Annotated in this window: 19 protein-coding genes; 10 read left to right on the top strand and 9 right to left on the bottom strand. The window is 71.0% G+C overall.

The genetic code is table 11. The features are described from left to right. Window positions 1–3: 3 nt before the first annotated feature. The 5 genes from exbD to RTK35_RS07470 all read left to right on the top strand — a co-directional run bounded on the left by exbD (window position 4) and on the right by RTK35_RS07470 (window position 5762). Window positions 4–426, top strand: a complete 423-nt coding sequence (gene exbD, locus RTK35_RS07490) for a TonB system transport protein ExbD (RefSeq protein ID WP_044400642.1) — start codon at window positions 4–6, stop codon at window positions 424–426. After that, complete coding sequence (locus RTK35_RS07485; RefSeq protein WP_142013086.1) at window positions 427–1173, top strand: energy transducer TonB; 747 nt, start codon at window positions 427–429, stop codon at window positions 1171–1173. An 87-nt stretch (window positions 1174–1260) separates the two neighbouring features. Then, window positions 1261–2199 (top strand): hydrogen peroxide-inducible genes activator, encoded by a 939-nt coding sequence (locus RTK35_RS07480; protein ID WP_044401492.1) that lies wholly within the window; start codon window positions 1261–1263, stop codon window positions 2197–2199. Further along, window positions 2196–4271 carry an ATP-dependent DNA helicase RecG gene (gene recG / locus RTK35_RS07475; RefSeq protein ID WP_316907716.1) on the top strand — a complete coding sequence of 692 codons (2076 nt, stop codon included), beginning with the start codon at window positions 2196–2198 and terminating at the stop codon, window positions 4269–4271. Before RTK35_RS07480 ends, recG begins: the two co-directional genes overlap by 4 nt. A gap of 90 nt (window positions 4272–4361) precedes the next feature. Next, window positions 4362–5762 carry an aminoacyl-tRNA deacylase and HDOD domain-containing protein gene (locus tag RTK35_RS07470; protein ID WP_044401486.1) on the top strand — a complete coding sequence of 467 codons (1401 nt, stop codon included), beginning with the start codon at window positions 4362–4364 and terminating at the stop codon, window positions 5760–5762. A 61-nt stretch (window positions 5763–5823) separates the two neighbouring features. Here RTK35_RS07470 and RTK35_RS07465 read toward each other — a convergent pair whose 3' ends face one another. The 6 genes from RTK35_RS07465 to RTK35_RS07440 form a co-directional block, all read right to left on the bottom strand. Then, the gene (locus tag RTK35_RS07465) at window positions 5824–6555 is read right to left on the bottom strand and encodes a hypothetical protein (protein WP_316907715.1); all 732 of its coding nucleotides are present in this window, start codon (window positions 6553–6555) and stop codon (window positions 5824–5826) included. Between the two features lie 94 nt (window positions 6556–6649). Further along, complete coding sequence (locus tag RTK35_RS07460; protein WP_142013093.1) at window positions 6650–7042, bottom strand: helicase; 393 nt, start codon at window positions 7040–7042, stop codon at window positions 6650–6652. 127 nt (window positions 7043–7169) lie between these two features. After that, on the bottom strand, window positions 7170–7442 hold the full coding sequence (locus RTK35_RS07455) for an HU family DNA-binding protein (protein ID WP_044401477.1): 273 nt from the start codon (window positions 7440–7442) through the stop codon (window positions 7170–7172). 188 nt (window positions 7443–7630) lie between these two features. After that, window positions 7631–8779 carry an NAD(P)/FAD-dependent oxidoreductase gene (locus RTK35_RS07450; RefSeq protein WP_044401474.1) on the bottom strand — a complete coding sequence of 383 codons (1149 nt, stop codon included), beginning with the start codon at window positions 8777–8779 and terminating at the stop codon, window positions 7631–7633. Between the two features lie 66 nt (window positions 8780–8845). After that, window positions 8846–9013 (bottom strand): rubredoxin, encoded by a 168-nt coding sequence (locus tag RTK35_RS07445; RefSeq protein ID WP_044401471.1) that lies wholly within the window; start codon window positions 9011–9013, stop codon window positions 8846–8848. 168 nt (window positions 9014–9181) lie between these two features. Next, on the bottom strand, window positions 9182–9349 hold the full coding sequence (locus tag RTK35_RS07440; protein WP_044401468.1) for a rubredoxin: 168 nt from the start codon (window positions 9347–9349) through the stop codon (window positions 9182–9184). Between the two features lie 161 nt (window positions 9350–9510). Here RTK35_RS07440 and RTK35_RS07435 point away from each other — a divergent pair, with 161 nt between their 5' ends. The 5 genes from RTK35_RS07435 (at window position 9511) to RTK35_RS07415 (ending at window position 14569) form a co-directional block, all read left to right on the top strand. Then, a complete protein-coding gene (locus RTK35_RS07435) occupies window positions 9511–10065 on the top strand; it encodes a chorismate--pyruvate lyase family protein (RefSeq protein ID WP_074966928.1) in 555 nt (184 codons plus the stop codon). Between the two features lie 28 nt (window positions 10066–10093). Next, on the top strand, window positions 10094–10984 hold the full coding sequence (gene ubiA / locus RTK35_RS07430) for a 4-hydroxybenzoate octaprenyltransferase (RefSeq protein ID WP_044401463.1): 891 nt from the start codon (window positions 10094–10096) through the stop codon (window positions 10982–10984). Window positions 10985–11094: 110 nt separating this feature from the next. After that, window positions 11095–11784 carry a phosphate regulon transcriptional regulator PhoB gene (gene phoB, locus RTK35_RS07425; protein ID WP_044401460.1) on the top strand — a complete coding sequence of 230 codons (690 nt, stop codon included), beginning with the start codon at window positions 11095–11097 and terminating at the stop codon, window positions 11782–11784. A 27-nt stretch (window positions 11785–11811) separates the two neighbouring features. After that, entirely contained in the window at window positions 11812–13116 is a 1305-nt protein-coding gene (gene phoR, locus RTK35_RS07420) for a phosphate regulon sensor histidine kinase PhoR (RefSeq protein WP_044401457.1), read from the top strand. Window positions 13117–13228: 112 nt separating this feature from the next. Then, a complete protein-coding gene (locus RTK35_RS07415; RefSeq protein ID WP_222900652.1) occupies window positions 13229–14569 on the top strand; it encodes a hemolysin family protein in 1341 nt (446 codons plus the stop codon). A gap of 109 nt (window positions 14570–14678) precedes the next feature. Here RTK35_RS07415 and recD read toward each other — a convergent pair whose 3' ends face one another. Genes recD through recC form a run of 3 tightly spaced genes read right to left on the bottom strand, consistent with a single transcriptional unit; the run spans window position 14679 to window position 23325 of the window. Beyond that, window positions 14679–16544, bottom strand: a complete 1866-nt coding sequence (gene recD / locus RTK35_RS07410) for an exodeoxyribonuclease V subunit alpha (protein ID WP_222900651.1) — start codon at window positions 16542–16544, stop codon at window positions 14679–14681. Then, on the bottom strand, window positions 16541–20080 hold the full coding sequence (recB, locus tag RTK35_RS07405) for an exodeoxyribonuclease V subunit beta (RefSeq protein ID WP_316907714.1): 3540 nt from the start codon (window positions 20078–20080) through the stop codon (window positions 16541–16543). The genes recD and recB overlap by 4 nt, the downstream gene beginning before the upstream one ends. Then, window positions 20077–23325, bottom strand: a complete 3249-nt coding sequence (recC, locus tag RTK35_RS07400; RefSeq protein ID WP_316907713.1) for an exodeoxyribonuclease V subunit gamma — start codon at window positions 23323–23325, stop codon at window positions 20077–20079. The genes recB and recC overlap by 4 nt, the downstream gene beginning before the upstream one ends. Window positions 23326–23521: the final 196 nt, after the last annotated feature.

The following is a 23521-nucleotide window of genomic DNA, read 5'->3' as shown; positions in this document are numbered from 1 at the left end:
TCCATGGGACTGCATCTGAACGAAGGCGGTGACGATCTCCAGGAAAGCCACGAGATCAACGTCACCCCATTCATCGACGTCATGCTGGTGCTGCTGATCATCTTCATGGTCGCGGCGCCCCTGGCCACGGTGGACATCAAGGTCGACCTGCCAGCCTCCACCGCCAAGCCCGCGCCACGCCCGGACAAGCCCATCTACCTGAGCATCAAGGAAGACAAGAGCCTGTTCCTGGACAACGACCCGGTGAACCAGGCGCAACTGGCTGCCGTGCTCGACCAGCGCACCGGCGGCGACAAGGAAAAGACCATCTTCGTCCGTGGCGACAAGGCGGTGGACTATGGCCGGCTGATGGAAGTGATGGACGCCCTGCGCGGTGCCGGCTACCTGAAGATCGGCCTGGTGGGACTCGAGACGGTCGGGAACTAGATGAGCCAGGCAAAGCGAAACCTGTCCTGGGCCATCAGCCTGCTGGTGGTGCTCGGCCTGCACGTCGCCCTGTTCTGCTGGGCCCTGTTCTGGAAGGTCAGCGCCGAGCCCATCGAGCTGCCGCCGCCGGCCATGATGGTGCAGCTCGAACCGCTGCCGGCCCCTACGCCGCCGCCCGCCCCGCCGCCACCGCCCCAGGTGGAGCCGGAGCCCGAGCCGTTGCCGAAGCTGGCCGAAGCGCCCAAGCCGACCATCGCCATCGCGCCGAAGCCCAAACCCAAGCCGAAACCGCCGAAGCCCAAGCCCCCGGAGCCTAAGCCCGAGCAGAAGCCCCAGGAGCAGGAGTCGCCCAAGGAGCAGGTGGCCGCGCCCACGCCGCCGGCACCGCCCAGCGACGCCAAGCCCGCCGCCCAGCAGGAGAGCATGGCCAGCGCCATGACCCAAGCCCGCGAGACCTGGCAGAGCAAGCTGCTGGCGCACCTGGCCAAGTACAAGCGCTACCCCGAGGACGCCCGCCGTCGCAACATCGAAGGGGTCAACCGCCTGAGCTTCACGGTGGACGCCGAAGGCAAGGTCCTGGCCTACACCCTCACCGGCAAGTCCGGCAGCGCCTCGCTGGACCGCGCCACCCTGGAAATGATCCGCCGCGCCCAGCCGCTGCCCCCGCCGCCGCCGGAGATTCTGGTCAACGGCGCGCGGGAAGTGACGGCCCCCTTCGTCTACTCCCTGCGCAAGGATCGCCGCTGAGCGACCGCCGCCCCGCCCGGGGCGGCACAGCGGTTGGTTCCATTGACTGCAGCCGCTATGCTTGCGCCTCTTCAATGGAAAATCGCTATGACCCTCACCGAACTGCGCTACATCGTCACCCTCGCCCAGGAACAGCATTTCGGGCGTGCCGCCGAACGTTGCCACGTGAGCCAGCCGACCCTCTCCGTCGGGGTGAAGAAGCTCGAGGACGAACTGGGCGTACTGATCTTCGAGCGCAGCAAGAGCGCCGTGCGCCTGACGCCGGTCGGTGAGGGCATCGTCACCCAGGCCCAGAAGGTCCTCGAACAGGCCCAGGGCATCCGCGAGTTGGCCCAGGCCGGCAAGAACCAGCTGGCCGCCCCGCTCAAGCTCGGCGCCATCTACACCGTCGGCCCCTACCTGTTCCCGCACCTGATTCCCCAGCTGCACCGGGTCGCCCCGCAGATGCCGCTGTACATCGAAGAGAACTTCACCCACGTCCTGCGCGACAAGCTGCGCACCGGCGAGCTGGACGCGATCATCATCGCCCTGCCGTTCGCCGAGGCCGACGTGCTGACCAAGCCGCTCTACGACGAGCCCTTCTACGTGCTGCTGCCCGCCGACCACCCCTGGACGGCGAAGAAGACCATCGACAGCGAGCTGCTCAACGACAAGAGCCTGCTGCTGCTCGGCGAGGGCCACTGCTTCCGCGACCAGGTGCTGGAAGCCTGCCCGACCCTGCGCAAGGGCAGCGAGGAAACCGCCCGCCACACCACCGTGGAATCCAGCTCCCTGGAGACCATCCGCCACATGGTCGCCTCCGGCCTGGGCGTCTCGATCCTGCCGTTCTCCGCCGTCGACAGCCACCACTACGCCCCCGGCGTCATCGAGGTCCGCCCGCTGACCCCGCCGGTACCGTTCCGCACCGTGGCCATCGCCTGGCGCGCCAGCTTCCCGCGCCCCCGCGCCATCGAAGTGCTGGCCGACTCCATCCGCCTCTGCTCGGTCGCCCGCCCCCAGGCTGAAGGCGAACCCAGCGCCACATGACCGAACTGGCACAGGTCCCGGTCACCGCGCTCAAGGGGGTGGGCGAGGCGCTGGCCGAAAAGCTCGCCCGGGTCGGCCTGGAGAACCTCCAGGACATCCTCTTCCACCTGCCGCTGCGCTACCAGGACCGCACCCGCGTGGTGCCCATCGGCGCCCTGCGCCCCGGCCAGGATGCCGTGATCGAAGGCCAGGTGACCGGCGCCGACGTGGTCATGGGCAAGCGCCGCAGCCTGCTGGTGCGCCTGCATGACGGCAGCGGCTCGCTGAGCCTGCGCTTCTACCACTTCAGCAACGCCCAGCGGGACGGCCTCAAGCGTGGCACCCAGCTGCGCTGCTACGGCGAGGTCCGCCCCGGTGCCTCCGGCCTGGAGATCTACCACCCCGAGTACCGCGCCCTGAACGGCGACGAGCCGCCGCCGGTGGAACAGACCCTGACGCCCATCTACCCGACCACCGAAGGGCTGACCCAGCAACGCCTGCGCAACCTCAGCCAGCTCGCCCTGGCACGCCTCGGCCCCCACAGCCTGCCCGACTGGCTGCCGGACGAACTGGCGCGCGACTACCGCCTCGGCCCGCTGGACGAAGCCATCCGCTACCTGCACCGGCCGCCGCCGGATGCCGACCTCGAAGAGCTCGCCGAAGGCCGCCACTGGGCCCAGCACCGCCTCGCCTTCGAGGAACTGCTTACCCACCAGCTGTCCCTGCAACGCCTGCGCGAACAGCAACGGGCCCAGGCCGCACCACAGTTGCCCCCGGCGAAGGACCTGCCCCGTCGCTACCTGGCCAACCTGGGCTTCCAGCCCACCGGTGCCCAGCAGCGCGTCGCTGCCGAGATCGCCTACGACCTCGCCCAGCCCGAGCCGATGCTGCGCCTGGTGCAGGGCGACGTCGGCGCCGGCAAGACCGTGGTCGCCGCCCTGGCCGCCCTGCAGGCCCTGGAGGCCGGCTACCAGGTGGCGCTGATGGCCCCCACCGAGATCCTCGCCGAGCAGCACTACCTCAACTTCAGCAAATGGCTGGAACCGCTGGGCATCGAAGTCGCCTGGCTCGCCGGCAAGCTCAAGGGCAAGGCCCGTGCCGCCGCCCTCGAACGCATCGCTGCCGGCGCCCCGATGGTGGTCGGCACCCACGCGCTGTTCCAGGACGAAGTGACCTACCGCCGCCTGGCCCTGGTGATCATCGACGAACAGCACCGCTTCGGCGTACAGCAGCGCCTGGCCCTGCGCCGCAAGGGCATCGACGGCCGCCTCAGCCCGCACCAGCTGATCATGACCGCCACTCCCATCCCGCGGACCCTGGCCATGAGCGCCTACGCCGACCTGGACACCTCCATCCTCGACGAACTGCCCCCCGGGCGGACGCCGGTGAACACCGTGCTGGTGGCCGACAACCGCCGCGAGGAAGTCATCGAGCGCGTACGCGCCGCCTGCCATGAAGGGCGCCAGGCCTACTGGGTCTGCACCCTGATCGAGGAGTCCGAGGAGCTGACCTGCCAGGCCGCCGAGACCACCTACGAGGAGCTCTCCCTGGCCCTCGGCGACCTGCGCGTCGGCCTGATCCACGGGCGCATGAAAGCCCCCGAGAAGGCCGCCGTGATGGACGCCTTCAAACGCGGCGAACTGCAGCTGCTGGTGGCCACCACCGTGATCGAGGTGGGCGTCGACGTGCCCAACGCCAGCCTGATGATCATCGAGAACCCCGAGCGCCTCGGCCTGGCCCAGCTGCACCAGCTGCGCGGGCGCGTCGGCCGGGGCAGCGCCGCCAGCCACTGCGTGCTGCTCTACCACCCGCCGCTGTCGCAGCTGGGCCGCGAGCGCCTGGGCATCATGCGCGAGACCTGCGACGGCTTCGTCATCGCCGAGAAGGACCTGGAACTGCGCGGCCCCGGCGAGATGCTCGGCACCCGCCAGACCGGTCTGCTGCAGTTCAAGGTGGCCGACCTGATGCGCGATGCCGGCCTGCTGCCGGCCGTGCGCGACGCCGCCCAGGCCTTGATGGAACGCTGGCCGCAGCATGTGAGTCCGTTGTTGGAGCGCTGGCTGAGACACGGCCAGCAATACGGGCAAGTGTGATCCAGCGCACAGTGCGCCGGTCGCCTGACCCATCAGTCCTGATGGCTGCTCGTTATACTCCGGGCAGTCGCTTTGAAGCCGGATAACGCCATGACCGAAGTCGCATTCGCCCCGGACCAGGAACCCCACGCACCCGACGTGATCCTGCAACTGCTGGACAAGCTGGGCATCGCCAGCCAGGTCCGCGCCGACACGCCCGACCTGCCGGCCGAGCGCCGGGTCCAGGCGGTGCTGCTGGAGGATGCCGTCGGCGCCCTGCTGGTACTCTACCCGCGCAGCCAGCTGCTGGACCTGAACCGCCTCGCCGAGCTCACCGGCCGCAAGCTGGTCACCATCAAGCCCGAGCGCTTCGAGCGCATGCTCGGCAAGCACGACCTGAACACCCTGCCGGCCCTGCCGCCGCTGACCAGCTCGCCGTGCCTGTACGACGAGCGCCTGCTGCAGGAACCCTCGCTGCTGATCGACTCCGGGCACACCGGCCTGGTGCTGGAGATCCCCACCGAGCAGTACCGCCAGCTGCTCAGCAAGGCCAGCGCCGCCCGCTTCGGCGAGCCGCTGGAGGGCATCCGCCTGAACCTCGACCGCCCGGACGACGACCGCGCCGAGATCAGCCAGGCCGTCCAGGCCTTCACCGCCCGACGCATCCAGCAGCGCCTCGAGGAAACCATCGAGATCCCGCCGCTGCCGGAAACCGCGCAGAAGATCATCAAGCTGCGGGTCGACCCCAACGCCACCGTCGACGACATCACCGGCGTGGTGGAGACCGACCCGGCCCTGGCCGCCCAGGTGGTGAGCTGGGCCGCCTCGCCGTACTACGCCGCGCCGGGCAAGATCCGCTCGGTGGAGGACGCCATCGTCCGCGTGCTGGGCTTCGACCTGGTGATCAACCTGGCCCTCGGCCTGGCCCTGGGCAAGACCCTGAGCCTGCCCAAGGACCAGCCCCAGCAGGCCACGCCCTACTGGCAGCAGGCGGTCTACACCGCCGCCGTGATCGAAGGCCTGACCCGCGCCATCCCCCGCGCCCAGCGCCCGGAGGCCGGCCTCACCTACCTCGGCGGCCTGCTGCACAACTTCGGCTACCTGGTCCTGGCCCACGTCTTCCCGCCGCACTTCTCGCTGATCTGCCGGCACCTGGAAGTGAACCCGCACCTGCCCCACAGCTACATCGAGCAGCACCTGCTGGGCATCACCCGCGAACAGATCGGCAGCTGGCTGATGCGCTTCTGGGACATGCCCGAGGAGCTCTCCGCCGCCCTGCGCTTCCAGCACGACCCGAACTACGACGGCGCCAACCACGCCTACCCTAACCTGGTGACCCTGGCCGTCGGCCTGCTGCGCCAGCGGGGCATCGGCATGGGCCCCCAGATCGCCCTGCCGGACGAGCTGTTCGAGCGCCTGGGCCTGTCCCGGGAGAAGGCCGACGACGCCGTGAACAAGGTGCTCGAAGCCGAAGCCGCGCTGCGCGAGCTGGCCTCCCAGTTCAACCACTGAGTCATGCGCGTCACGAAAAAGGGCCCCTCGGGGCCCTTTTTGTTGCGCGCGAAGCCGCCGGCTACTTGAGCAGCGCCCGGCGTTTGGCGAAGACCCCGGGCAGGGCCTCCAGGCTCGCATCCAGCAGGCGCTTCACGGCCGGCCGCTCGTAGAGTTCGGCATAGGCCTGGACCTGCTCGCTGGGCATCTGCCGGTAGGCATAGAGCATGAAGGACTCCACCGCCTGGGCACTGCTGGCGTGGATGCCCTCGGCCTGCTGGGCGGTCTGCTGGGTCAGGGCCGGCTCGCTGATGCGCTCGCCTCGCTGGCGCAGGCTGAGCAGCGCCAGGGTCTTGCCCACCTCGTAGCGCAGCAGGGCCGCCAGGTCGGTGGTGCGGGCCGCGCGGTCCAGGCGGTGCACCAGCTCCACGCGGTCGGCCCGGGGCGGCTTGTCGGCCAGTTGCTTGCGGTAGTCCACCAGCCCGTCGTCCACCTCGCGCTCGGCGGCGGTGAAACGCCGGGCCAGCTCGCTGTCCAGCGCCTGCTCGACCTCGGCCAGCTGCGCCGCCTCCAGCCGAGGGGCCACGGCCGCCGCCAGGTCGGCGCACACCGCCTCGGCGGCAAAGGCGCTGGCCAGCTGCTTCTGATAAGACTCGGGGGCACCCCGCTGCAACAGCGTGCCGCTCTGCTCGCAGAGCAGGCGCACGCCGGCCAGCTCGAAGGCACGGTCCAGCTGGGCGGGTGCAGGGGGGGTGGGGGCTGCGAAGGCAGCGGCGCTGGCGAGCAGCAGGGGCAGGGCGATCAGGACTCGCATGGGCAGGCTTCCATCAGGACGACGCGGGCGCGCGCCTCGCGGAACGCGCCTGTTCAGCCTAGCGAAACGCCTGGAGGCTCACCAGCGGAGGGGCTCAGGCCGCCTGCTTGTCGGCGGGTTTCTTCTTCGGCACCAGGTGCTTGGTCAGGCCCTGGAACCACAGCACCAGCGCCGGGTTGCCCTGGATCTGGATGTCCTTGTTCTGGATGCCCTGCATGAAGGCCAGTTGCTTGTTCTTGGCGTTCATGGTGGCGAACCCGTAGGCACCATCCTTGAAGCCGATGGCGAAAGCCGGCGAAGCCGCCACGCCGCGCTTGCTGGTGACGCGCTGGTCCTTGACCACGAAATGACGGGCCACCTTGCCATCGAGGGTGTGCAGCTGGAACACCAGGTCCTTGCCGGCCAGTTGCTCGCGGAAGGCGGCATTGTCACGGCTGGCCTTGGCCATCATGCGGCCCAGGACCCAGAGCAGGAGTCGGAATTTCATCGGCGAGCGCCTCGGTCGGAAGGGGAACGGGCGCGCATTGTAGCGGTTTGCGAGCGGGACTACAGCCCAGCCTGGAGATGGGTTGAAACGCTCCCGGGGCCGGCTGGGGGCCCCGGGAACACTGTCCTTAGTTGATCGAGTCCCTGAGGGATTTGCCCGGCTTGAAGGCCACGGTGTTGCTGGCCTTGATCTTGACCGGTTGGCCGGTCTGCGGGTTCTTGCCGGTGCGAGCACCACGGTGGCGCTGCACGAAGGTGCCGAAACCGACCAGGGTCACGCTGTCCTTGCGGTGCAGCGCGTTGGTGATTTCTTCGAGAACGGCGTTGAGAACACGATTGGCCTGATCCTTGGTGAGATCGGCCTTCTCGGCGATGGCGGCGGCGAGTTCCGGTTTACGCATAGATGCCTCTGTGACGGTTTGTTGTTTTTGTGTCCGTGCTGTTCATCCAGAACAGCGCCCAAGGCGCCGCAACAGCTCTGCGCTGCGGCAGACCTCGGGGAGGATGGCATGCCACAAAGGCCCGCGCCAGTGTTGTCCGACAGTTTTGACCTACAAGCCGAGGGCGGATCCGACAGAAGGCCGGCCGTTCATGCCAAGACCGGCGGCAGTTCACGGTTCAGCGCGAGCTTCTCCTGCACCGCCGCACCGGTGAGCGCATAGCCCAGCAGGCGCCCGGATGCATCGCGGCAGAGCGCCTTGATGTCCGCGCCGGCCCCTTCCACCGTCCATTCGCCGTCCAGGCCACGGGGCGGCGGCGAGACCACCAGCGGGCAGGCCGGGGTCTTCACCGTCACCGGCATCGGCCCGTAGCTGACCGCCGTCGGCGTGCCGGCCAGGGTCTGCGCCAGGGCCCGGGCGCTGGCCATCAGCGGCATCACGTAGAGCAGGTTGATGCCGTCCACTTCCGCGCAATCCCCCAGCGCGTAGATGTTCGCGTGGGAGGTGCGCAGCTCGCGGTCCACCACCACACCGCGGTTCACGTCCAGGCCCGCCGCCGCCGCCAGGGCGGTGCGCGGACGCAGGCCCACGGCGGAGACCACCAGGTCGCAGCTGAGGTGGGTGCCGTCGGAGAGGTGCGCCTCCAGCGCCTCGCCGGCGTGGTTCAGGCTGGCCAGCACCGGCCCCAGATGGAAGCGCGCGCCGATGGCCTCCAGCCCCGCCTGCACGGCGCCGGCCGCCGCCGGGTGGAGCAGGCCGGGCATGACCTGCTCGCAGGGGGCAACGACTTCCACCTCGTAGCCACCCAGGGTCAGGTCGTTGGCGAACTCGCAGCCGATCAGCCCGGCGCCGAGGATCAGCACCCGGCGCTTGCCGGCGGCTGCCGCGCGGAAGCGCGCATAGTCTTCCAGGTCATTGATGGGGAACACCGCGTCCCCCGCATCGCCCTCCACCGGCACGCGGATCACCTCGGCGCCCCAGGCCAGCACCAGGTCGCGGTAGGCCACGGCTTCCTCGCCGATCCAGATCTGCCGGTGCCCCGGGTCGATGCCGGTGATGCGGGTGTGGGTGCGGATCTCCGCCTTCAGCTGCTCGGCCATGGCGCCGGCCTCGGCCATCGCCAGGCCGTCGGCGTCCTTGTTCTTGCCAAAGCCGGTGGACAGCATCGGCTTGGAATAGGAGCGGCCGTCGTCGGCACTGATCAGCAACAGCGGCGTCTCGCCGTCCAGCTTGCGAAACTCCTTGGCCAGGTTGTAGCCGGCCAGGCCGGTCCCGACGATCACCACAGGTGCACTCATCACTCACTCCTAGGACGAAAAACGACGCGACGGCCCGCAGGCCGTCGCTCAGAAAACCACCAGGACTCAGCGGATCTCGATCATCTCGAAGTCCACCTTGCCCACCCCGCAATCAGGGCAGACCCAATCCGCCGGGACGTCCTCCCAGCGCGTACCGGGGGCGATGCCCTCCTCGGGCAGCCCCAGGGCCTCGTCGTAAATGAAGCCGCACACCACGCATTGCCACTTGCGCATACGCACCTCCACCCCAGCGGGAACGATCGGCCGAACCTACTCCAAACCGCCCGCGCTCGCCAAGCAGGCAGCCGCGCGCCCCGACGGAGGTTGGGGCGTGACCAGGGGGTTCAGGAACGGGGAAGGAGAGAAACAGGGCCCCACGCAGAACGCGGGGGCCCGGGAGGATCAGCCGATCTCGATCATCTCGAAGTCCAGCTTGCCCACGCCGCAATCCGGGCACAGCCAGTCGGCCGGCACGTCTTCCCAGCGGGTACCGGGGGCGATGCCGTCGTCCGGCCAGCCCTGGGCTTCGTCATAGATCAGTCCGCAGACCACGCATTGCCATTTCTTCATATCTGCCTCGGGAAACTCACGGTTGCGCGCGCAACCTAACCCAATCGCCGGGCAGCGCCAAGACGCCCGCCGACCACCGCCCTGTGACAACCGGGCCCGTCCGGAGCGCGCCGGGCTGCGTGCTACACTCCCGCGCCGCCCAAGCCCCCCGCAGGTCCACCGTGTCGAACGCCGTCCTCGTCCACCCGCCCCGCTGGCTCAGCGCCCAGCAGCTGCACCCCGCGCCCGCTGCCGAGGTGCGCGACTGGCTGTTCGACCAGGGTTCGCTGACCCGCCGCCTCACCGCACAGGCCCAGGGCGCCTTCAGCGTCACCCCGCTCCACGAAGCCTGGCAGGTCCTGCGCAGCGACGAATGCCAGGCCCTCGGCGTGCCCGACGGCAGCCAGGGCTGGGTGCGCGAGGTGTACCTGCGCGGCCATGGCGAACCCTGGGTCTTCGCCCGCAGCGTCGCCGCCCGCAAGGCCCTGGAAGGCTCCGGCCTGGCCCTGGCCGACCTCGGCGGCCGCTCCCTCGGCGAGCTGCTGTTCAGCGACCGCGCCTTCACCCGCGGCGCCATCGAAGTCACCCGCTACCCGGCGTCGCTGCTACCGGCCGACGTGCGCGAGGAACGCCTCTGGGGCCGCCGCTCCTGCTTCCGCCGCGACGGGCTGGGCGTGCTGGTGGCCGAGATATTCCTCCCCACGCTGTGGCGGCAGGCCGGAATCGAGGCCGTATAATCCGCCGCACGTCCAGCGGAGGCCCCCGATGTACATCCAGTTCCTGCGATCGCTCAACCGCCTGCACCCGCGTGCCTGGGACTTCGTCCAGCTCGCCCGGCTCGACCGTCCCATCGGCGTCTACCTGCTGCTCTGGCCCACCCTCTGGGCCGTGTGGATCGCCGCCGACGGCCACCCCAGCCTGAAGAACGTGCTGGTCTTCGTCCTCGGCGTCGCCGTCATGCGCGCCGCCGGCTGCGCCATCAACGACTATGCCGACCGCAACTTCGACGGCCACGTCGCCCGCACCCACGCCCGCCCCCTGGCCACCGGCGCCATCCGCCCGAAGGAAGCCCTGGTGTTCTTCGCCGTGCTGCTGGCCATCGCCTTCGGCCTGGTGCTGCTGACCAACGCCACCACCGTCTGGCTGTCCTTCGGCGCCGTGGCCCTGGCCGCCTGCTACCCCTTCATGAAGCGCTACACCTTCTACCCCCAGGTGGTGCTGGGCGCCGCCTACTCCTGGGGCATCCCCATGGCCTTCACCGCCGCCACCGGCGAACTGCCGGCCACCGCCTGGCTGATCTACATCGCCAACCTGCTGTGGACCGTGGCCTACGACACCTACTACGCCATGACCGACCGCGAGGACGACCTGAAGATCGGCATCAAGTCCACCGCCATCCTCTTCGGCGACGCCGACCGGGTGATCATCGCCACCCTCCAGGGCCTCGCCCTGCTGTGTCTGCTGCTGGCCGGCAGCCGCTTCGAACTGGGCCTGTACTTCCACCTCGGCCTGCTCGGTGCCCTGGCCTGCTTCGCCTGGGAATTCCACAGCACCCGCGACCGCGACCCGCAGGCCTGCTTCAAGGCCTTCCTGCACAACCACTGGGCGGGGCTGGCGATCTTCATCGGCGTGGTGGCCGACTACGCCCTGCGCTGAGCACGCGCCCGGCACGGCCGTCGTCTCCGCCACGGCCGTGTCATATCACTGCAATAATTCCGTTATCTAATGCGCGCAAACCCTCAGAACCAGCGACCCGAGGCGGATACATGGTTGGCAAGAACATCCTGATCGTCGACGACGAAGCACCGATCCGCGAAATGATCGCGGTGGCCCTGGAAATGGCCGGCTACGAGTGCCTGGAGGCGGAGAACACCCAGCAGGCCCACGCCAGCATCATCGACCGCAAGCCCGACCTGATCCTGCTGGACTGGATGCTCCCCGGCACCTCCGGCATCGAACTGGCGCGGCGCCTGAAGCGCGACGACCTGACCAGCGACATCCCGATCATCATGCTCACCGCCAAGGGTGAGGAGGACAACAAGATCCAGGGCCTGGAAGTCGGCGCCGACGACTACATCACCAAGCCCTTCTCGCCCCGCGAACTGGTGGCCCGCCTCAAGGCCGTGCTGCGCCGCGCCGGCCCCACCGACAGCGAAGCCCCCATCGAGATCGGCGGCCTGCTGCTGGACCCCATCAGCCACCGCGTCACCATCGACGGCAAGCCGGCCGAGATGGGCCCCACCGAATACCGCCTGCTGCAGTTCTTCATGACCCACCAGGAGCGCGCCTACACCCGCGGCCAGCTGCTGGACCAGGTCTGGGGTGGCAACGTCTACGTCGAGGAACGCACCGTGGACGTGCACATCCGCCGCCTGCGCAAGGCCCTGGGCGACGCCTACGAGAACCTGGTGCAGACGGTGCGCGGCACCGGTTATCGTTTCTCCACCAAGGGCTAGAGCCCTCGCCGTACAAGGACGCGACCGTTGAACCAGGACTGGCGCCGTGCCGTAATCCGCCGTTTGATCCTCCTGCTCGGTGCCTGCCTCCTCGCCGGCTTCATCTCCGGTGAATACGGCTGGGCCCTGGCCATCGGCCTGGGCGCCTACCTCGGCTGGACCCTCAGCCAGCTGCTGCGCCTGCACAAATGGCTCAAGGAGCACAAACCCGACGAGCCGCCGCCGGACGGCTACGGCCTGTGGGGCGAAGTGTTCGACAGCATCTACCACCTGCAACGCCGCGACCAGCGCGTGCGCGGGCGCCTGCAGGCGGTGATCGACCGCGTGCAGGAGTCCACCGCCGCCCTCAAGGACGCCGTGGTGATGCTCGACAGCGAGGGCAACCTCGACTGGTGGAACCGCGCCGCCGAAAACCTGCTGGGCCTCAAGACCCCCCAGGACAGCGGCCAGCCGGTCACCAACCTGGTGCGCCACCCGCGCTTCAAGGAGTACTTCGAGCAGGAGAACTACCGCGAGGCCCTCGAACTGCCCTCACCGGTCAACGACCGCCTGCGCCTGCAGTTCCACATCACCCAGTACGGCAACCGCGAGCACCTGATGCTGGTGCGCGACATCACCCGGCTCCACCAGTTGGAGCAGATGCGCAAGGACTTCGTCGCCAACGTCTCCCACGAGCTGCGCACCCCGCTGACGGTGATCGCCGGCTACCTGGAGACCCTGCTGGACAACGTCGACGACGTGAACCCGCGCTGGGGCCGCGCCCTGCAACAGATGCACCAGCAGGCCGGGCGCATGCAGAACCTGCTCAACGACCTGCTGCTGCTGGCCAAGCTGGAAGCCACCGACTACCCCTCCGACAACCAGCCGGTGGAGGTCGAGGCCCTGCTGCAGAGCATCCGCCACGACGCCCTCGCCCTGTCCGGCAGCCGCCAGCACCGCATCGAACTGGAGGCCGACGCCGGCGTGCGCCTGCGTGGCAGCGAGGCCGAACTGCGCAGCGCCTTCTCCAACCTGGTGTTCAACGCCGTGAAGTACACCCCCGACGGCGGCGACATCCGCATCCGCTGGTGGGGCGACGAACTGGGCGCGCACCTGGCCGTGCAGGACTCCGGCATCGGCATCGAAGCCAAGCACCTGCCGCGCCTGACCGAGCGCTTCTACCGGGTCGACTCCAGCCGCGCCAGCAACACCGGCGGCACCGGCCTGGGCCTGGCCATCGTCAAGCACGTGCTGATCCGCCACCGCGCCCGCCTGGACATCAGCTCCGTGCTCAACCACGGCAGCACCTTCACCTGCCATTTCCCCCCCGCCCAGGTGGCCGGCGAGCGCTGAGACAGGCATCACGGCGTGCCCCGGGCCCCATGCTCCCGGGGCCTTCCGCCCGCTTGCAAACTCAAGGCCCAGCCTTCACCCTTAGCCGATCATTCGCCAGCCCTGACCCCTAATGGACCCTTCCACAAGCTCCACCTTCTCCAGCTATTTCGCCGATTTCGGCCTCGTCCTGTTCGCCCTCTTCCTCGTGCTGCTCAACGGTTTCTTCGTCGCCGCCGAGTTCGCCATGGTCAAACTGCGCGCCACCCGCGTGGAATCCATCGCCGACCAGCACGGCTGGCGCGGCGGCATCCTGCGCACCGTGCACAACCAGCTGGACGCCTACCTCTCCGCCTGCCAGTTGGGCATCACCCTGGCCTCCCTCGGCCTCGGCTGGGTCGGCGAGCCGGCCTTCGCCCACTTGCTCGGCCCGCTGCTCAGCGCCGTCGGCGTGGAGTCGGAGAAGCTGCTCCACGGCATCTCCTTCTTCACCGCCTTCTTCATCATTTCCTACCTGCACATCGTGGTCGGCGAGCTGGCGCCCAAGTCCTGGGCCATCCGCAAGCCCGAGCTGCTGTCGCTGTGGACGGCGGTGCCGCTGTACCTCTTCTACTGGCTCATGTACCCGGCCATCTGGCTGCTCAACGCCAGCGCCAACACCATCCTGCGCATCGCCGGCCAGGGCGAGCCCGGCCCGCACCACGAGCACCACTACAGCCGTGACGAGCTCAAGCTGATCCTGCACTCCAGCCGCGCCCGCGACCCCAGCGACCAGGACATGCGCGTGCTCGCCTCCGCCGTCGAGATGGGCGAACTGGAAGTAGTGGACTGGGCCAACTCCAGGGAAGACCTGATCTACCTGGAGCACGACGCCCCGCTGTCCGACATCCTCGGCGTCATCCGCCGCCACAAGTACAGCCGCTACCCGGTCTACGACGACCGCAAGGGCGAGTTCATCGGCATCCTGCACATCAAGGACCTGCTCCTGGCCCTGTCCGCCCTGGACAGCCTGCCCGAGTCCTTCGACCTCGCCGAACTCACCCGCCCGGTGGAACGCGTCAGCAAGCACATGCCTCTGCCACGCCTGCTGGAGCAGTTCCGCCAGGGCGGCGCGCACTTCGCCCTGGTCGAAGAGGCCGACGGCAAGGTGGTCGGCTTCCTGACCATGGAAGACGTGCTCGAAGTGCTGGTCGGCGACATCCAGGACGAACACCGAAAGACCGAGCGCGGCGTGCTCGCCTACCAGCCCGGCAAGCTGCTGGTACGCGGCGACACCCCGCTGTTCAAGGTCGAGCGCCTGCTCGGCATCGACCTCGACCATGTCGAGGCCGACACCCTGGCCGGGCTGATCTACGACAGCCTCAACCGGGTTCCCGAAGAGGAAGAAGTGCTGGAGACCGAAGGCCTGCGCATCATCGTCAAGAAGATGAAGGGCCCGAAGATCGTCCTCGCCAAGGTCCTGCGGATCGACTGATCCACCGCGTCATGACAACGGGGCCCACGGGCCCCGTTCTCGTTCCCGCCCAGGAGCAGGGTGCGCCGTAGAGGGCGTAGGGTGGGCTTCAGCCCACCGCGCCAACCCCCTAGAACAAATCCAACTGCCCCCCGGCCGGCGGCACCTGTACAACCGGTGCCGCCGGAGCGGGTGCGGCTGAGGGGGGCGCCGCCGGCTGCGGCTCACGGGCCAGGCGCTCGGCCAGGCCCGCCGCCCGCTCGGCGCGGGTGCTCACCGCCTCGGCCAGGCGCTGGGGCAGGCCCCAGATCTCCACCCGCTGCCGGGCGCGGGTGATGCCGGTGTAGAACAGCGAGCGGCTGAGCAGCGGGCTCGGCTGCTCCGGCAGCACCAGCAGCACCTCGCGGAACTCCGAGCCCTGGCTCTTGTGCACCGTCATGGCGAAGGCGCTGTCGTGGCTGGGCAGGCGGGCCGGGGAGAAGGGCCGGTGGCCGTCCTCGCCCTCGAAGAACACCCGCAGCCCATGGGGCGTCGGCAGGCAGATGCCGACGTCGCCGTTGAACAGCCCCAGCGCGTAGTCGTTCTGCCGCACCATCACCGCCCGCCCCGGGTACCAGCGCTCGCGGCTGGCGATGCCCAGGCGGCGCTTGATGCGCGCCTCCAGCGCCTCGTTGATCCCGGCCACGCCCCAGGGCCCCTCGCGCTGGGCGGTGAGGGCGCGGAACTCAGCGAAGGCCGCGAAGGCGGCCGTCGGGTCGCCCCGGCGCGCCGCACTGATGAAGGGGGCGTAGCCCGCATCCAGGCGCTCCAGCAGCGCGACCTGCAGCGGCCCGGCGTTCCAGGCCAGGTCGGCGCGGCCCTCACGCAGCAGCGCCAGGGTGCCGCGGGCGTCGCCGGCGTTGATCCGCCGCGCCAGCTCACCGATGCCGCTGTCCCCGGCGAAGCGGTGGCTGTGGGTCAGCAGCACCACCGAATCCCCCAGGCGCGAGGTGGGCGTCTCCGTCGGCACCGGCTGGCCGGTGATGCGCTCCAGCTCGGCCGCCGCCGTGGCGTCCAGGCCCCGGCCCTCGCAGAGTTCGGCGAACACCGCGCCGGCCTCCACCGCCGCCAGCTGGTCCTTGTCCCCCAGCAGGATCAGCCGCGCACCCGGGGGCAGCGCGTCCACCAGCTTGGCCATCAACGCCAGGTCCACCATCGAGGCCTCGTCCACCACCAGCACGTCCAGCGGCAGCGGGTTCTCGGCGTGGTGGCGCACCCGGGGGCTGTCACCGTGGCTGCCGAGCAGGCGGTGCAGGGTGCGCGCCTCCTCCGGCAACAGATTCTTCACCGCGTCGCTCACCGGCAGGTCGGCCTTGGCATTGCGGATCGCCTCGGCCATGCGTGCCGCCGCCTTGCCGGTGGGGGCTGCCAGGCCGATGGCCAGGCGCTCGCCGCCGGGCTGCTCCAGCAGGGACGCCAGCAGGCGCACCACGGTGGTGGTCTTGCCGGTGCCGGGGCCGCCGGAGATCACCGCCAGGTTGCGCCGCACCGCCTGGGCGGCGGCCAGCCGCTGCCAGTCCGGCGACTGGGTGTTGCGGGCGAACAGCCGCGCCAGGGACTCGCCCAGCTGCGCCTCGTCCACCGGCGGGCGGGCCGTGGCCAGCCCCAGCAGGGCCTCGGCCAGGCGCGCCTCGTAGGCGTGGTAGCGGCTGAGGTAGAGGCGGTCGCCGTCCAGGGTGAGCGGCGCGTAACCGCCGGCCGTGGCCACCAGCGGCGAGGCCGCCAGCTGTGCCCGCCAGGTGTCCAGGGGCGGCAGGTCGAAGCCCTCGATGCCCTCGTCGAACACCCGCTGGCCGGCCAGGCGCGCCAGGGGCAGGCACACGTCGCCCGCCGCCAGGGCCTGGCAGCAGAGCACCCCGGCCACCAGCACCGGCAGCGGCGCGTCGGGCTCCAGGTGCAGCAGGCTGTCGGCGAAGAAGCGCTCCAGCGGCCCCAGGGGCAGGTCGGCAGGCGTCACGGGTGGCCCTCCTCGAACAGCCGGTCCAGCGCGTCCAGCAGCGCGTCGTCCGGGCGGTGGAAGTAAACCCCGGCGTCGGGCATGCCGCGCAGGAACAGGTAGTAGGCGCCGCCCAGCCCGTCCGGGCCGAAGCCGTCCAGGCGCTGGCGCAGGAAGCGCCGCAGCGCCACCAGGTAGATCAGGTACTGCAGGTGGTAATGCTCGGCGGCGATGGCCTGCTCCAGGCGTTCGCCGCCGTAGTAGCTGGCGTCGGGACCCAGCCAGTTGGACTTGTAGTCGGCGATGTACCAGCGCCCCCGGTGTTCGAAGGTGAGGTCGATGAAGCCCTTCATGAAGCCGTTGAGGGTGTCGAACTCCAGGCGCTCGGCCGCCGCACGCATGGGCGCCGGCAGGCCGTGGGCCGGGTCCGCCAGCACCGCGCGCAGGCCGTGCAGGTCGAGCTGGCGCACCGGGAAGGTGAAGCCGAGTTCCGGCAGGCGCCGCGCCGGGTCGAGCCCGGCCAGGGTCAGGCCGGCGCCGTCGAGGTCGGTGTCCAGCACCTGGCGCAGGTGCAGGGTCGCGGTCTCGGCCCATTCCAGCGGCAGGCCGTGGCCCTTGAGGTGGGTGTCCACCAGCGCGGCCAGCTCGCCCTCGCCGCGCACCCAGTCCTCGAGGATGGCGTGCAGGCAGGTGCCCGCCCGGGCGCCGCGCGGGAAGGCGTGGAAGCCGCTGCCCGGGTCGGTGGCCGGCGGCACGAAGAAGGCGTCGCGGTCCGGCGCCTCCATGTGCATGCCGGCCGCCAGGCCGGAGAAGCTGCCGACCCGCCAGGCGCTGTGCAGGGTGCGCTGCAGCTGCGCCAGGGCCGTCGGCGGCGGGGCGCGGTGCTCGCCCTGGGCGCTGGCCTCGGCCTCGCGCAGGGGCACCACGGCGATGTCGCCCGCGCTGTCGGCGGCCAGGGCCTCCAGCTCCTGGCGCAGGCCGGGACCTTCCAGGGCCGCCAGGTGGCCGGCCAGTTCGTCCAGGGGCGCGTCGCCGGGCAGGGTGCGGCCGTGCAGCAGCCAGGCCAGGGCGCTGGTGTGCAGCCCGTCATCGGGCAGGCCACCGTCCTTCTTCGGCTTGGGCACCGCCACCGGGCCCCAGTGCAGCCAGAGGCGGTCGCGGGGGCGGGTGAGGGCCACGTAGGCCAGGCGCAGGCGTTCGGCGAAGCGCTCGCGACGGGCGCGCTCGCGGTGGGCTTCCAGCTCGGGGCCGCCCAGGTCCAGCAGCGGGGTGCCGTCCTCGGCGTGGCAGGTGATGTCTTCGTCGCGGCGCAGCAGCGCGCTGTCCCACAGGTAGGGGCAGAACACCAGCGGGTATTCCAGGCCCTTGGAGGTGTGCACGGTGACGATCTGCACCCGCTCGGCATCGCTTTCCAGGCGCAGCAGGGCGTCATCGCCGTGGCTCTCGGCCCGGCACTGGGCGATGAACCAGGCCAGCAGCGGCTCCAGGCCGGGGCGCAACAAGCTCTCGGCCTGGAGCAGTTCGGCCAGGTGCAGCAGGTTGGTCAGGCGCCGCTCGCCGTCGGGCAGGGCGATCAGCCGCTCGGCCACCGCCTGCTCGTCGAGCCAGGCGCGGAAGGCGCGCATGAAGCCGTGCTGCTGCCACAGCTGGTGGTAGCGCTCGGCGCGTTCGCGTTCCTCGTCCCAGGCGTGCTCGTCGTCCTGGCAGCGGGCCAGGGCCTGGGCGTCGCGGCCCAGCAGGCGGGTGGAGAGGGCATAGCGCAGCACGCCCTCGCGCCCCGGCTCGGCGTAGGCGGCGAGCACGGCGGCCAGTTCGGCGGCCTCTTCGCTGTGCCAGACGCTGTCGCGGCCACGGCGCACGCTGGGCACGCCACGGGTGGCCAGCTCGGCGGCCACGTCGCCAGCCTGACGGTGGCTGGCCACCAGCACGGCGAAGTCGCCGCCGCGTAGCGGGGTGCGCACGCCGTCGGCCTCGAAGTAGGCCTGGCCGGCGCCGCTGGCGGCCAGCAGGGCGGCAATGCGGCGCGCGGTGTCGATGGCCACCGCGCGACCGGCTTCGCCCTTGCCGAGGGGCTCGTCCCCCAGCCACACCAGCTCCAGCGGGGCGCCGCCCTCGGGCAGCACCAGCTGCGGGCGCGGCTTGTCGCTGGCGCCCACCGGCGGGTAGTCCAGCCCCGGCTCGGCGAACGGGCGGGGGCGGTCGAAGACCCGGTTCAGCGCGGCGATCAGGCGTGGCACGGAGCGGTGGTTGGTGGCCAGGCTGTATTGCCGGGCGGCCTCGTCGCGGGCCTTGAGGTAGGTGGCCAGGTCCGCGCCACGGAAGGCGTAGATGGCCTGCTTGGGGTCACCGACGAAGCACAGGTCGCCACCGGCTTCGCCGCCCGGGTAGACGCGGCGGAAGATGGCGTACTGCACCGGGTCGGTGTCCTGGAATTCGTCGATCAGCGCCACCGGGTAGCGCTCGCGCAGGGCGGCGGCCAGGGCATTGCCGGCCTCGCCCTGCAGTGCCTCCTCGAGGCGGTTGAGCAGGTCGTCGAAGGCCAGCAGGCGCTGGGCCGCCTTGCGCTGGGGCAGCTCGCGGTTGAGGGTGTCGAGCAGGCGCACCTGCAGGGCGATCAGCCGTGCCTCGCCGGCCGGTTTGGCCGCCTCCAGCGCGTCCACCAGGCCTTGCAGGGCCGAGCAGAGCGGGTAATCCGGCAGGTCGAAACCCTTCTTGCAGCCCTTGGCCAGCGCCTCGCGGGCGAGCTTCTCCAGCCCTGCCGGCGGGGCGAAGAGCGCCGCCGGGTCGGCGAAGTAGGCGTCCAGCTCGCTGTGCCAGAGGGCGAACTTGGCCGCGTCGTAGCTGCGCTTGTTGAGCCCGTCGAAGGCCGCCAGCTCGGCCAGGCAGCTGGCCGCGTCGCGCAGCCACAGGCTGCGGGCGTGTTCCCAGGCGTCGCAGGCCGGGGCCAGGTCGCCCGGGGCGGCGTCGCGGGGCTCGATGCGCAGGTAGGGCTTGCCCAGGTGCCCGCGCAAGCGCTGGCGCAGGCTGGCCGGGGTCAGCCGCTTCTGCGCCAGGAAGCGCGCCCAAGCCGGCTCGGCGGCGGCCAGTTCGGCCCGCCAGAGGTCGGCGAGCAGGGCGTCCAGCACGTCGCGGTCGTCGGCCGCCAGTTCGCTGTCGAAATCCCCGCCGGCCTCGAAGGCCGCGTCCTGCAGGGCGCGCTGGCAGAAGCCGTGGATGGTGAAGATGGCCGCCTCGTCGAAACCGTGCACCGCCAGCAGCAGGCGGCGGTGGGCGTCCTCGCCCGGGTAGTGGGCATGCAGCCCGGCCAGCACCGGGTCCGGCGCGGGGCCGCCCTCGTACATGGCCAGCAGCGCCGCCAGGCGCGCGCGGATGCGCTCGCGCAGTTCGGCGGTGGCGGCGGTGGTGTAGGTGACCACCAGGATCTGCCCGACGCCGAGCTGGCGCTCCAGCAGCAGGCGGGCGTAGAGCGCGGTCAGGGTCCAGGTCTTGCCGGTGCCGGCGCTGGCCTCGATCAGGCTGCGGCCGTCGAAGGGGGAGTCGAGCAGGTCGAGGCTCATGCGTCCTCCTCGCCGTCATCGGCCAGGGCATCCAGGGCCGGGCCGAGCAGCGTCTCGGCGAGGGTTTCGAAGCGTGCGTCCAGGGGGTCGCGGTCGCGGAAGGCGAGGGCGTACCAGGGGTCCTGGGATTCGCCACGGGGGCCGAAGTCGAGGCCTTCCCAGGCCAGGCGCGCCTTGCTGCGGGCCGCTTCCAGGGGCTCCTTGCGCCCGGGCTTGCGCAGGCCGTGGGCGAAGCCGTGGCTGGCCTTGGTGATCAGCGGCAGCGGGGTGCAGAGGGCCTCGCGGTAAGCCACCAGCCAGGGCTCCAGCAATTGCCGGGCGTTGGCCAGGGGGCCGGCCTGCCAGTCCCCGGCCGGCGACAGCAGGCGGCTCTCCCGGGCGATGCCGGGGGGCGCGGCGATGTTCAGCAGCAGGTGGCGCAGCCAGAAGGGCGCCAGCTCCCATTCGCCGAGGCGGTTCAGGCGCCAGCCGAACAGGCCGTCTTCGGTCACGCCGTCGAGCCAGCCGTGGATGCGCACGCCGGCCAGTTCCAGGTCCACCAGCAGTGGTTGCGGCGCGCTCTCCGGACGGGCGTCGAACAGCCGGGGGGCGAAGGCACGCACCGGGCCGCGCAGTTGACCCCACAGGGCGTGGCCGAGTTCGCCGCTGGGCAGCCAGCCGGCGGCGCGGGCGATGCGGCGCTCGTCGGCCTCGGACCAGCCGCGCTCGACGGCGTCCAGGGCGAGCTGGCGCAGGCCGCGCCAGGCGGGGCCTTCGAGGGCGAAGGGCTCGTCGCTGGCGAGGGCTTCCTCGGGCTCGGCCAGGTGCAGGCCGAGGCGCTGCTCCAGCAGGAAGCGCGCCGGGTGGCGGAAGCACTGCACCAGCATCGAGGGTTCCAGGGTCAGCCAGTCGGCGTCGGGCGCCGGCAGCAGCTCGGCGAAGGGCGCGGCGGCCGGCTGCGGTTCGCCGGCCAGGCGCTGGGCGGCGCGGAACCAAGGGGCGGCGTAGCCACGGTGGACGCCGCCAGCGAAGTTGCCGGGGGCGAAGGGCTGCAGCGGGTGGTTGACCAGCACCCGCTGGCTGGCGGGGGCGCCGTCGGCGTGGGCGGTGAGGTCGACGGTCTCCAGCAGCTCGCTGACCAGCACCGAGGGCGGCAGCGAGGCGTTGTCCCGCGGGTCGCGGCCGACGTAGCTGATGTAGAGGCCGTCGCGAGCCGACTGCAGGGTTTCCAGCAGCAGGTAGCGGTCGTCCAGGCGCCGGGCGCGGTCGCCCCGGCGCGGCCGGCGGGTGATCAGGTCGAAACCGGCGGCGGGGGTGCGCCGGGGGAAGGCGCCGTCGTCCAGGCCGAGCAGGCACACCAGGCGGAACGGCAGGCTGCGCATGGGCACCATGGTGCAGAAGGTCACGGCGCCGGTGAGGAAGCCCGAGGCGCCGCCGCCGGCATCCAGCGCGGCCACCAGTTGCTGGCGCACCAGGGCCAGCTCCACCGGGCGGGTGATCAGCGCGGCCTCGCCCTGCTTGCGCAGTTCGCCGCAGGCCTGGGACAGCAGCAGCAGGGTCTCGCCGGCCTCGCGTTCGTCGAACAGCTGGTCGATCAGCCCCTGCAGGGTCTCGGCCCAGTCCGCCAGCGGGCGCGGCCGGGCCAGGTCGTCGGCGAGCACGCCGAGGCGCTGGATGAAGCCGGCCAGGCGGCCGAGCAGTTGCGCGCGGGCGCCTTCGAGGGCATCCAGCGGCCAGCTGTCCCCCAGCAGCGGCGGGGCCTCGCCGGCCAGCCGGGGCGGGGCGGCGAAGCCCAGTACCAGGCGTTCCAGGCCCTGGCGCCAGCTGAAGGCGTCGTCCTCGGGCAGGCCCAGGCGCACACGGTGGCGGGCATCACGGCCCCAGCGCACGCCGGCTTCGCGCAGCCAGTCGCGGATCAGCGGCAGGTCATCGGCGTCGATGCCGGCGCGGGCCGCCAGGGCCGGCAGCTCCAGCCAGGCCAATAGTTCCTCGGCGGCGAAGCGGCTCTGGGGCAGCTCCAGCAGGGCGAGGAAGGCCTCCACCAGCGGCAGCTCGGCACGCAGGCTGCGGTCGGCCAGGCTGTAGGGGATGCGCGGCACGCCCTCGCGGGGGGCGAACACCGCTTCGATGTAGGGGGCGTAACGCTCGATGTCGGGGGTCAGCACCACCACCTGGTCGGGGGTCAGCCCGGGGTCGGCGGCGAAGCGGGCCAGCAGCTGGTCGTGCAGCACCTCCACTTCCCGCAGCGGCGAGTGGCAGACGTGCACCTCCAGCGAGCGGTCGTCCGGGCGCAGCGCCAGGCGCTCGTCGGCGTGGCGGGTGCGCAGCCGCAGGATGTCGTTCTGGATGGCGCGCAGCAGGCTGCTGTCGTCCAGGCCGTCGTCCTCGGCGTAGATGCCGAAGTCCTGCCCGCCGAGGGTGAACAGGGCGTCGAAGAAGTCGCGCCCCTGCTTGCCGAGGCTGGCCAGCAGCGGGTGGCCGACGTCCAGGTACCAGTCGTCGATGCCCGGCTCCGGCAGGGCGGCCAGCTCGCGGATGTCGCGGATGTCGCCCCAGGCTTCGCGGCAGGGGTTGAGGGCGAAGAGGATGACCTCGCAGTGCCGTGCCAGCCCTTCCAGCACACGCATGTGGTGCGGCGGCAGGCTGCTGATGCCGAACACCACCAGGCGCTCGGGCAGCCCGGCCAGGGGCGCCGGGTCGTGCAGCCGCGCCAGCAGGTCGCCCAGCAGGCGCGCGCGGTGGGGATGGCCGTCGACGGTGAGGGCCTGCCAGAGCAGCGCCTGCCAGGCTTCGTCGGGGCCGAGCCCGAGCAGCTCGCCGCGCTCCCAGGCGGCCAGCCAGTCGTCGCGGTAGAGCAGGTACTGGTCGAAGACGTCGGCGATGCGTGCGGCCAGGGTCAGGCGGCGGCGCTCGTCCCCGCCCTCCAGGTACTGCGCCAGGCGCGGCGCCTGCTCCAGGTGCGCGGGCTCGCAGAGCCAGTCGTAGAGGCGCCAGGTCAGGGTGGTGGGGTTGAAGGCCGACTGCGGCGGCAGTTCGCCCAGCACCTGGCGGGTGAGGTCCCAGACGAAGCGCGCCGGCAGCTGCACGTCGAGCTGCATGGCGATGCCCTGGGCGCGGGCCAGTTGCAGAGTCAGCCAGCGGCCCATGCCCTGGCTCGGCACCACCACCTTGGCCGGGGCCAGCGGGTCCGCCAGCGGCTGGGCGAGCAGGGCGCAGGCCAGCTCGCCGAGGCTTTCCAGGTCGTTGGCGTGGTAGAGGTTGAGCATGGGCGGGCCGCGTCGATCGGGAGCGCACAGGGTATCAGTTGACCCGATTGGGGGCGACGCCGCGCGCGGACAGGAATTGCCGACTTAACTGGCTTACAGGGAGGTGGATGCGCGCAGCGCGGGGCTGGCCCGATGCGCCTCGGAACATGACAATCGCGTGACAGTCTGATGTCACGGCGCCGCCACGCGGCGCCCT

It is taken from the genome of Pseudomonas sp. zfem003 (assembly GCF_032621675.1).
Taxonomy (GTDB): Bacteria; Pseudomonadota; Gammaproteobacteria; order Pseudomonadales; family Pseudomonadaceae; genus Metapseudomonas; species Metapseudomonas otitidis.
This window is presented reverse-complemented; position numbering and strand designations above follow the sequence as displayed.

Excerpts from the sequence above, each read along its gene's own strand:
- RTK35_RS07415 (WP_222900652.1), top strand. The coding sequence starts at position 13,229 with ATGGACCCTTCCACAAGCTCCACCTTCTCCAGCTATTTCGCCGATTTC.
- recC (WP_316907713.1), bottom strand. The coding sequence starts at position 23,325 with ATGCTCAACCTCTACCACGCCAACGACCTGGAAAGCCTCGGCGAGCTG.
- RTK35_RS07480 (WP_044401492.1), top strand. The coding sequence starts at position 1,261 with ATGACCCTCACCGAACTGCGCTACATCGTCACCCTCGCCCAGGAACAG.
- RTK35_RS07455 (WP_044401477.1), bottom strand. The coding sequence starts at position 7,442 with ATGCGTAAACCGGAACTCGCCGCCGCCATCGCCGAGAAGGCCGATCTC.
- phoB (WP_044401460.1), top strand. The coding sequence starts at position 11,095 with ATGGTTGGCAAGAACATCCTGATCGTCGACGACGAAGCACCGATCCGC.
- RTK35_RS07485 (WP_142013086.1), top strand. The coding sequence starts at position 427 with ATGAGCCAGGCAAAGCGAAACCTGTCCTGGGCCATCAGCCTGCTGGTG.
- recB (WP_316907714.1), bottom strand. The coding sequence starts at position 20,080 with ATGAGCCTCGACCTGCTCGACTCCCCCTTCGACGGCCGCAGCCTGATC.
- RTK35_RS07460 (WP_142013093.1), bottom strand. The coding sequence starts at position 7,042 with ATGAAATTCCGACTCCTGCTCTGGGTCCTGGGCCGCATGATGGCCAAG.
- RTK35_RS07450 (WP_044401474.1), bottom strand. The coding sequence starts at position 8,779 with ATGAGTGCACCTGTGGTGATCGTCGGGACCGGCCTGGCCGGCTACAAC.
- RTK35_RS07440 (WP_044401468.1), bottom strand. The coding sequence starts at position 9,349 with ATGAAGAAATGGCAATGCGTGGTCTGCGGACTGATCTATGACGAAGCC.
- RTK35_RS07465 (WP_316907715.1), bottom strand. The coding sequence starts at position 6,555 with ATGCGAGTCCTGATCGCCCTGCCCCTGCTGCTCGCCAGCGCCGCTGCC.
- recG (WP_316907716.1), top strand. The coding sequence starts at position 2,196 with ATGACCGAACTGGCACAGGTCCCGGTCACCGCGCTCAAGGGGGTGGGC.
- exbD (WP_044400642.1), top strand. The coding sequence starts at position 4 with ATGGGACTGCATCTGAACGAAGGCGGTGACGATCTCCAGGAAAGCCAC.
- RTK35_RS07470 (WP_044401486.1), top strand. The coding sequence starts at position 4,362 with ATGACCGAAGTCGCATTCGCCCCGGACCAGGAACCCCACGCACCCGAC.
- RTK35_RS07445 (WP_044401471.1), bottom strand. The coding sequence starts at position 9,013 with ATGCGCAAGTGGCAATGCGTGGTGTGCGGCTTCATTTACGACGAGGCC.
- ubiA (WP_044401463.1), top strand. The coding sequence starts at position 10,094 with ATGTACATCCAGTTCCTGCGATCGCTCAACCGCCTGCACCCGCGTGCC.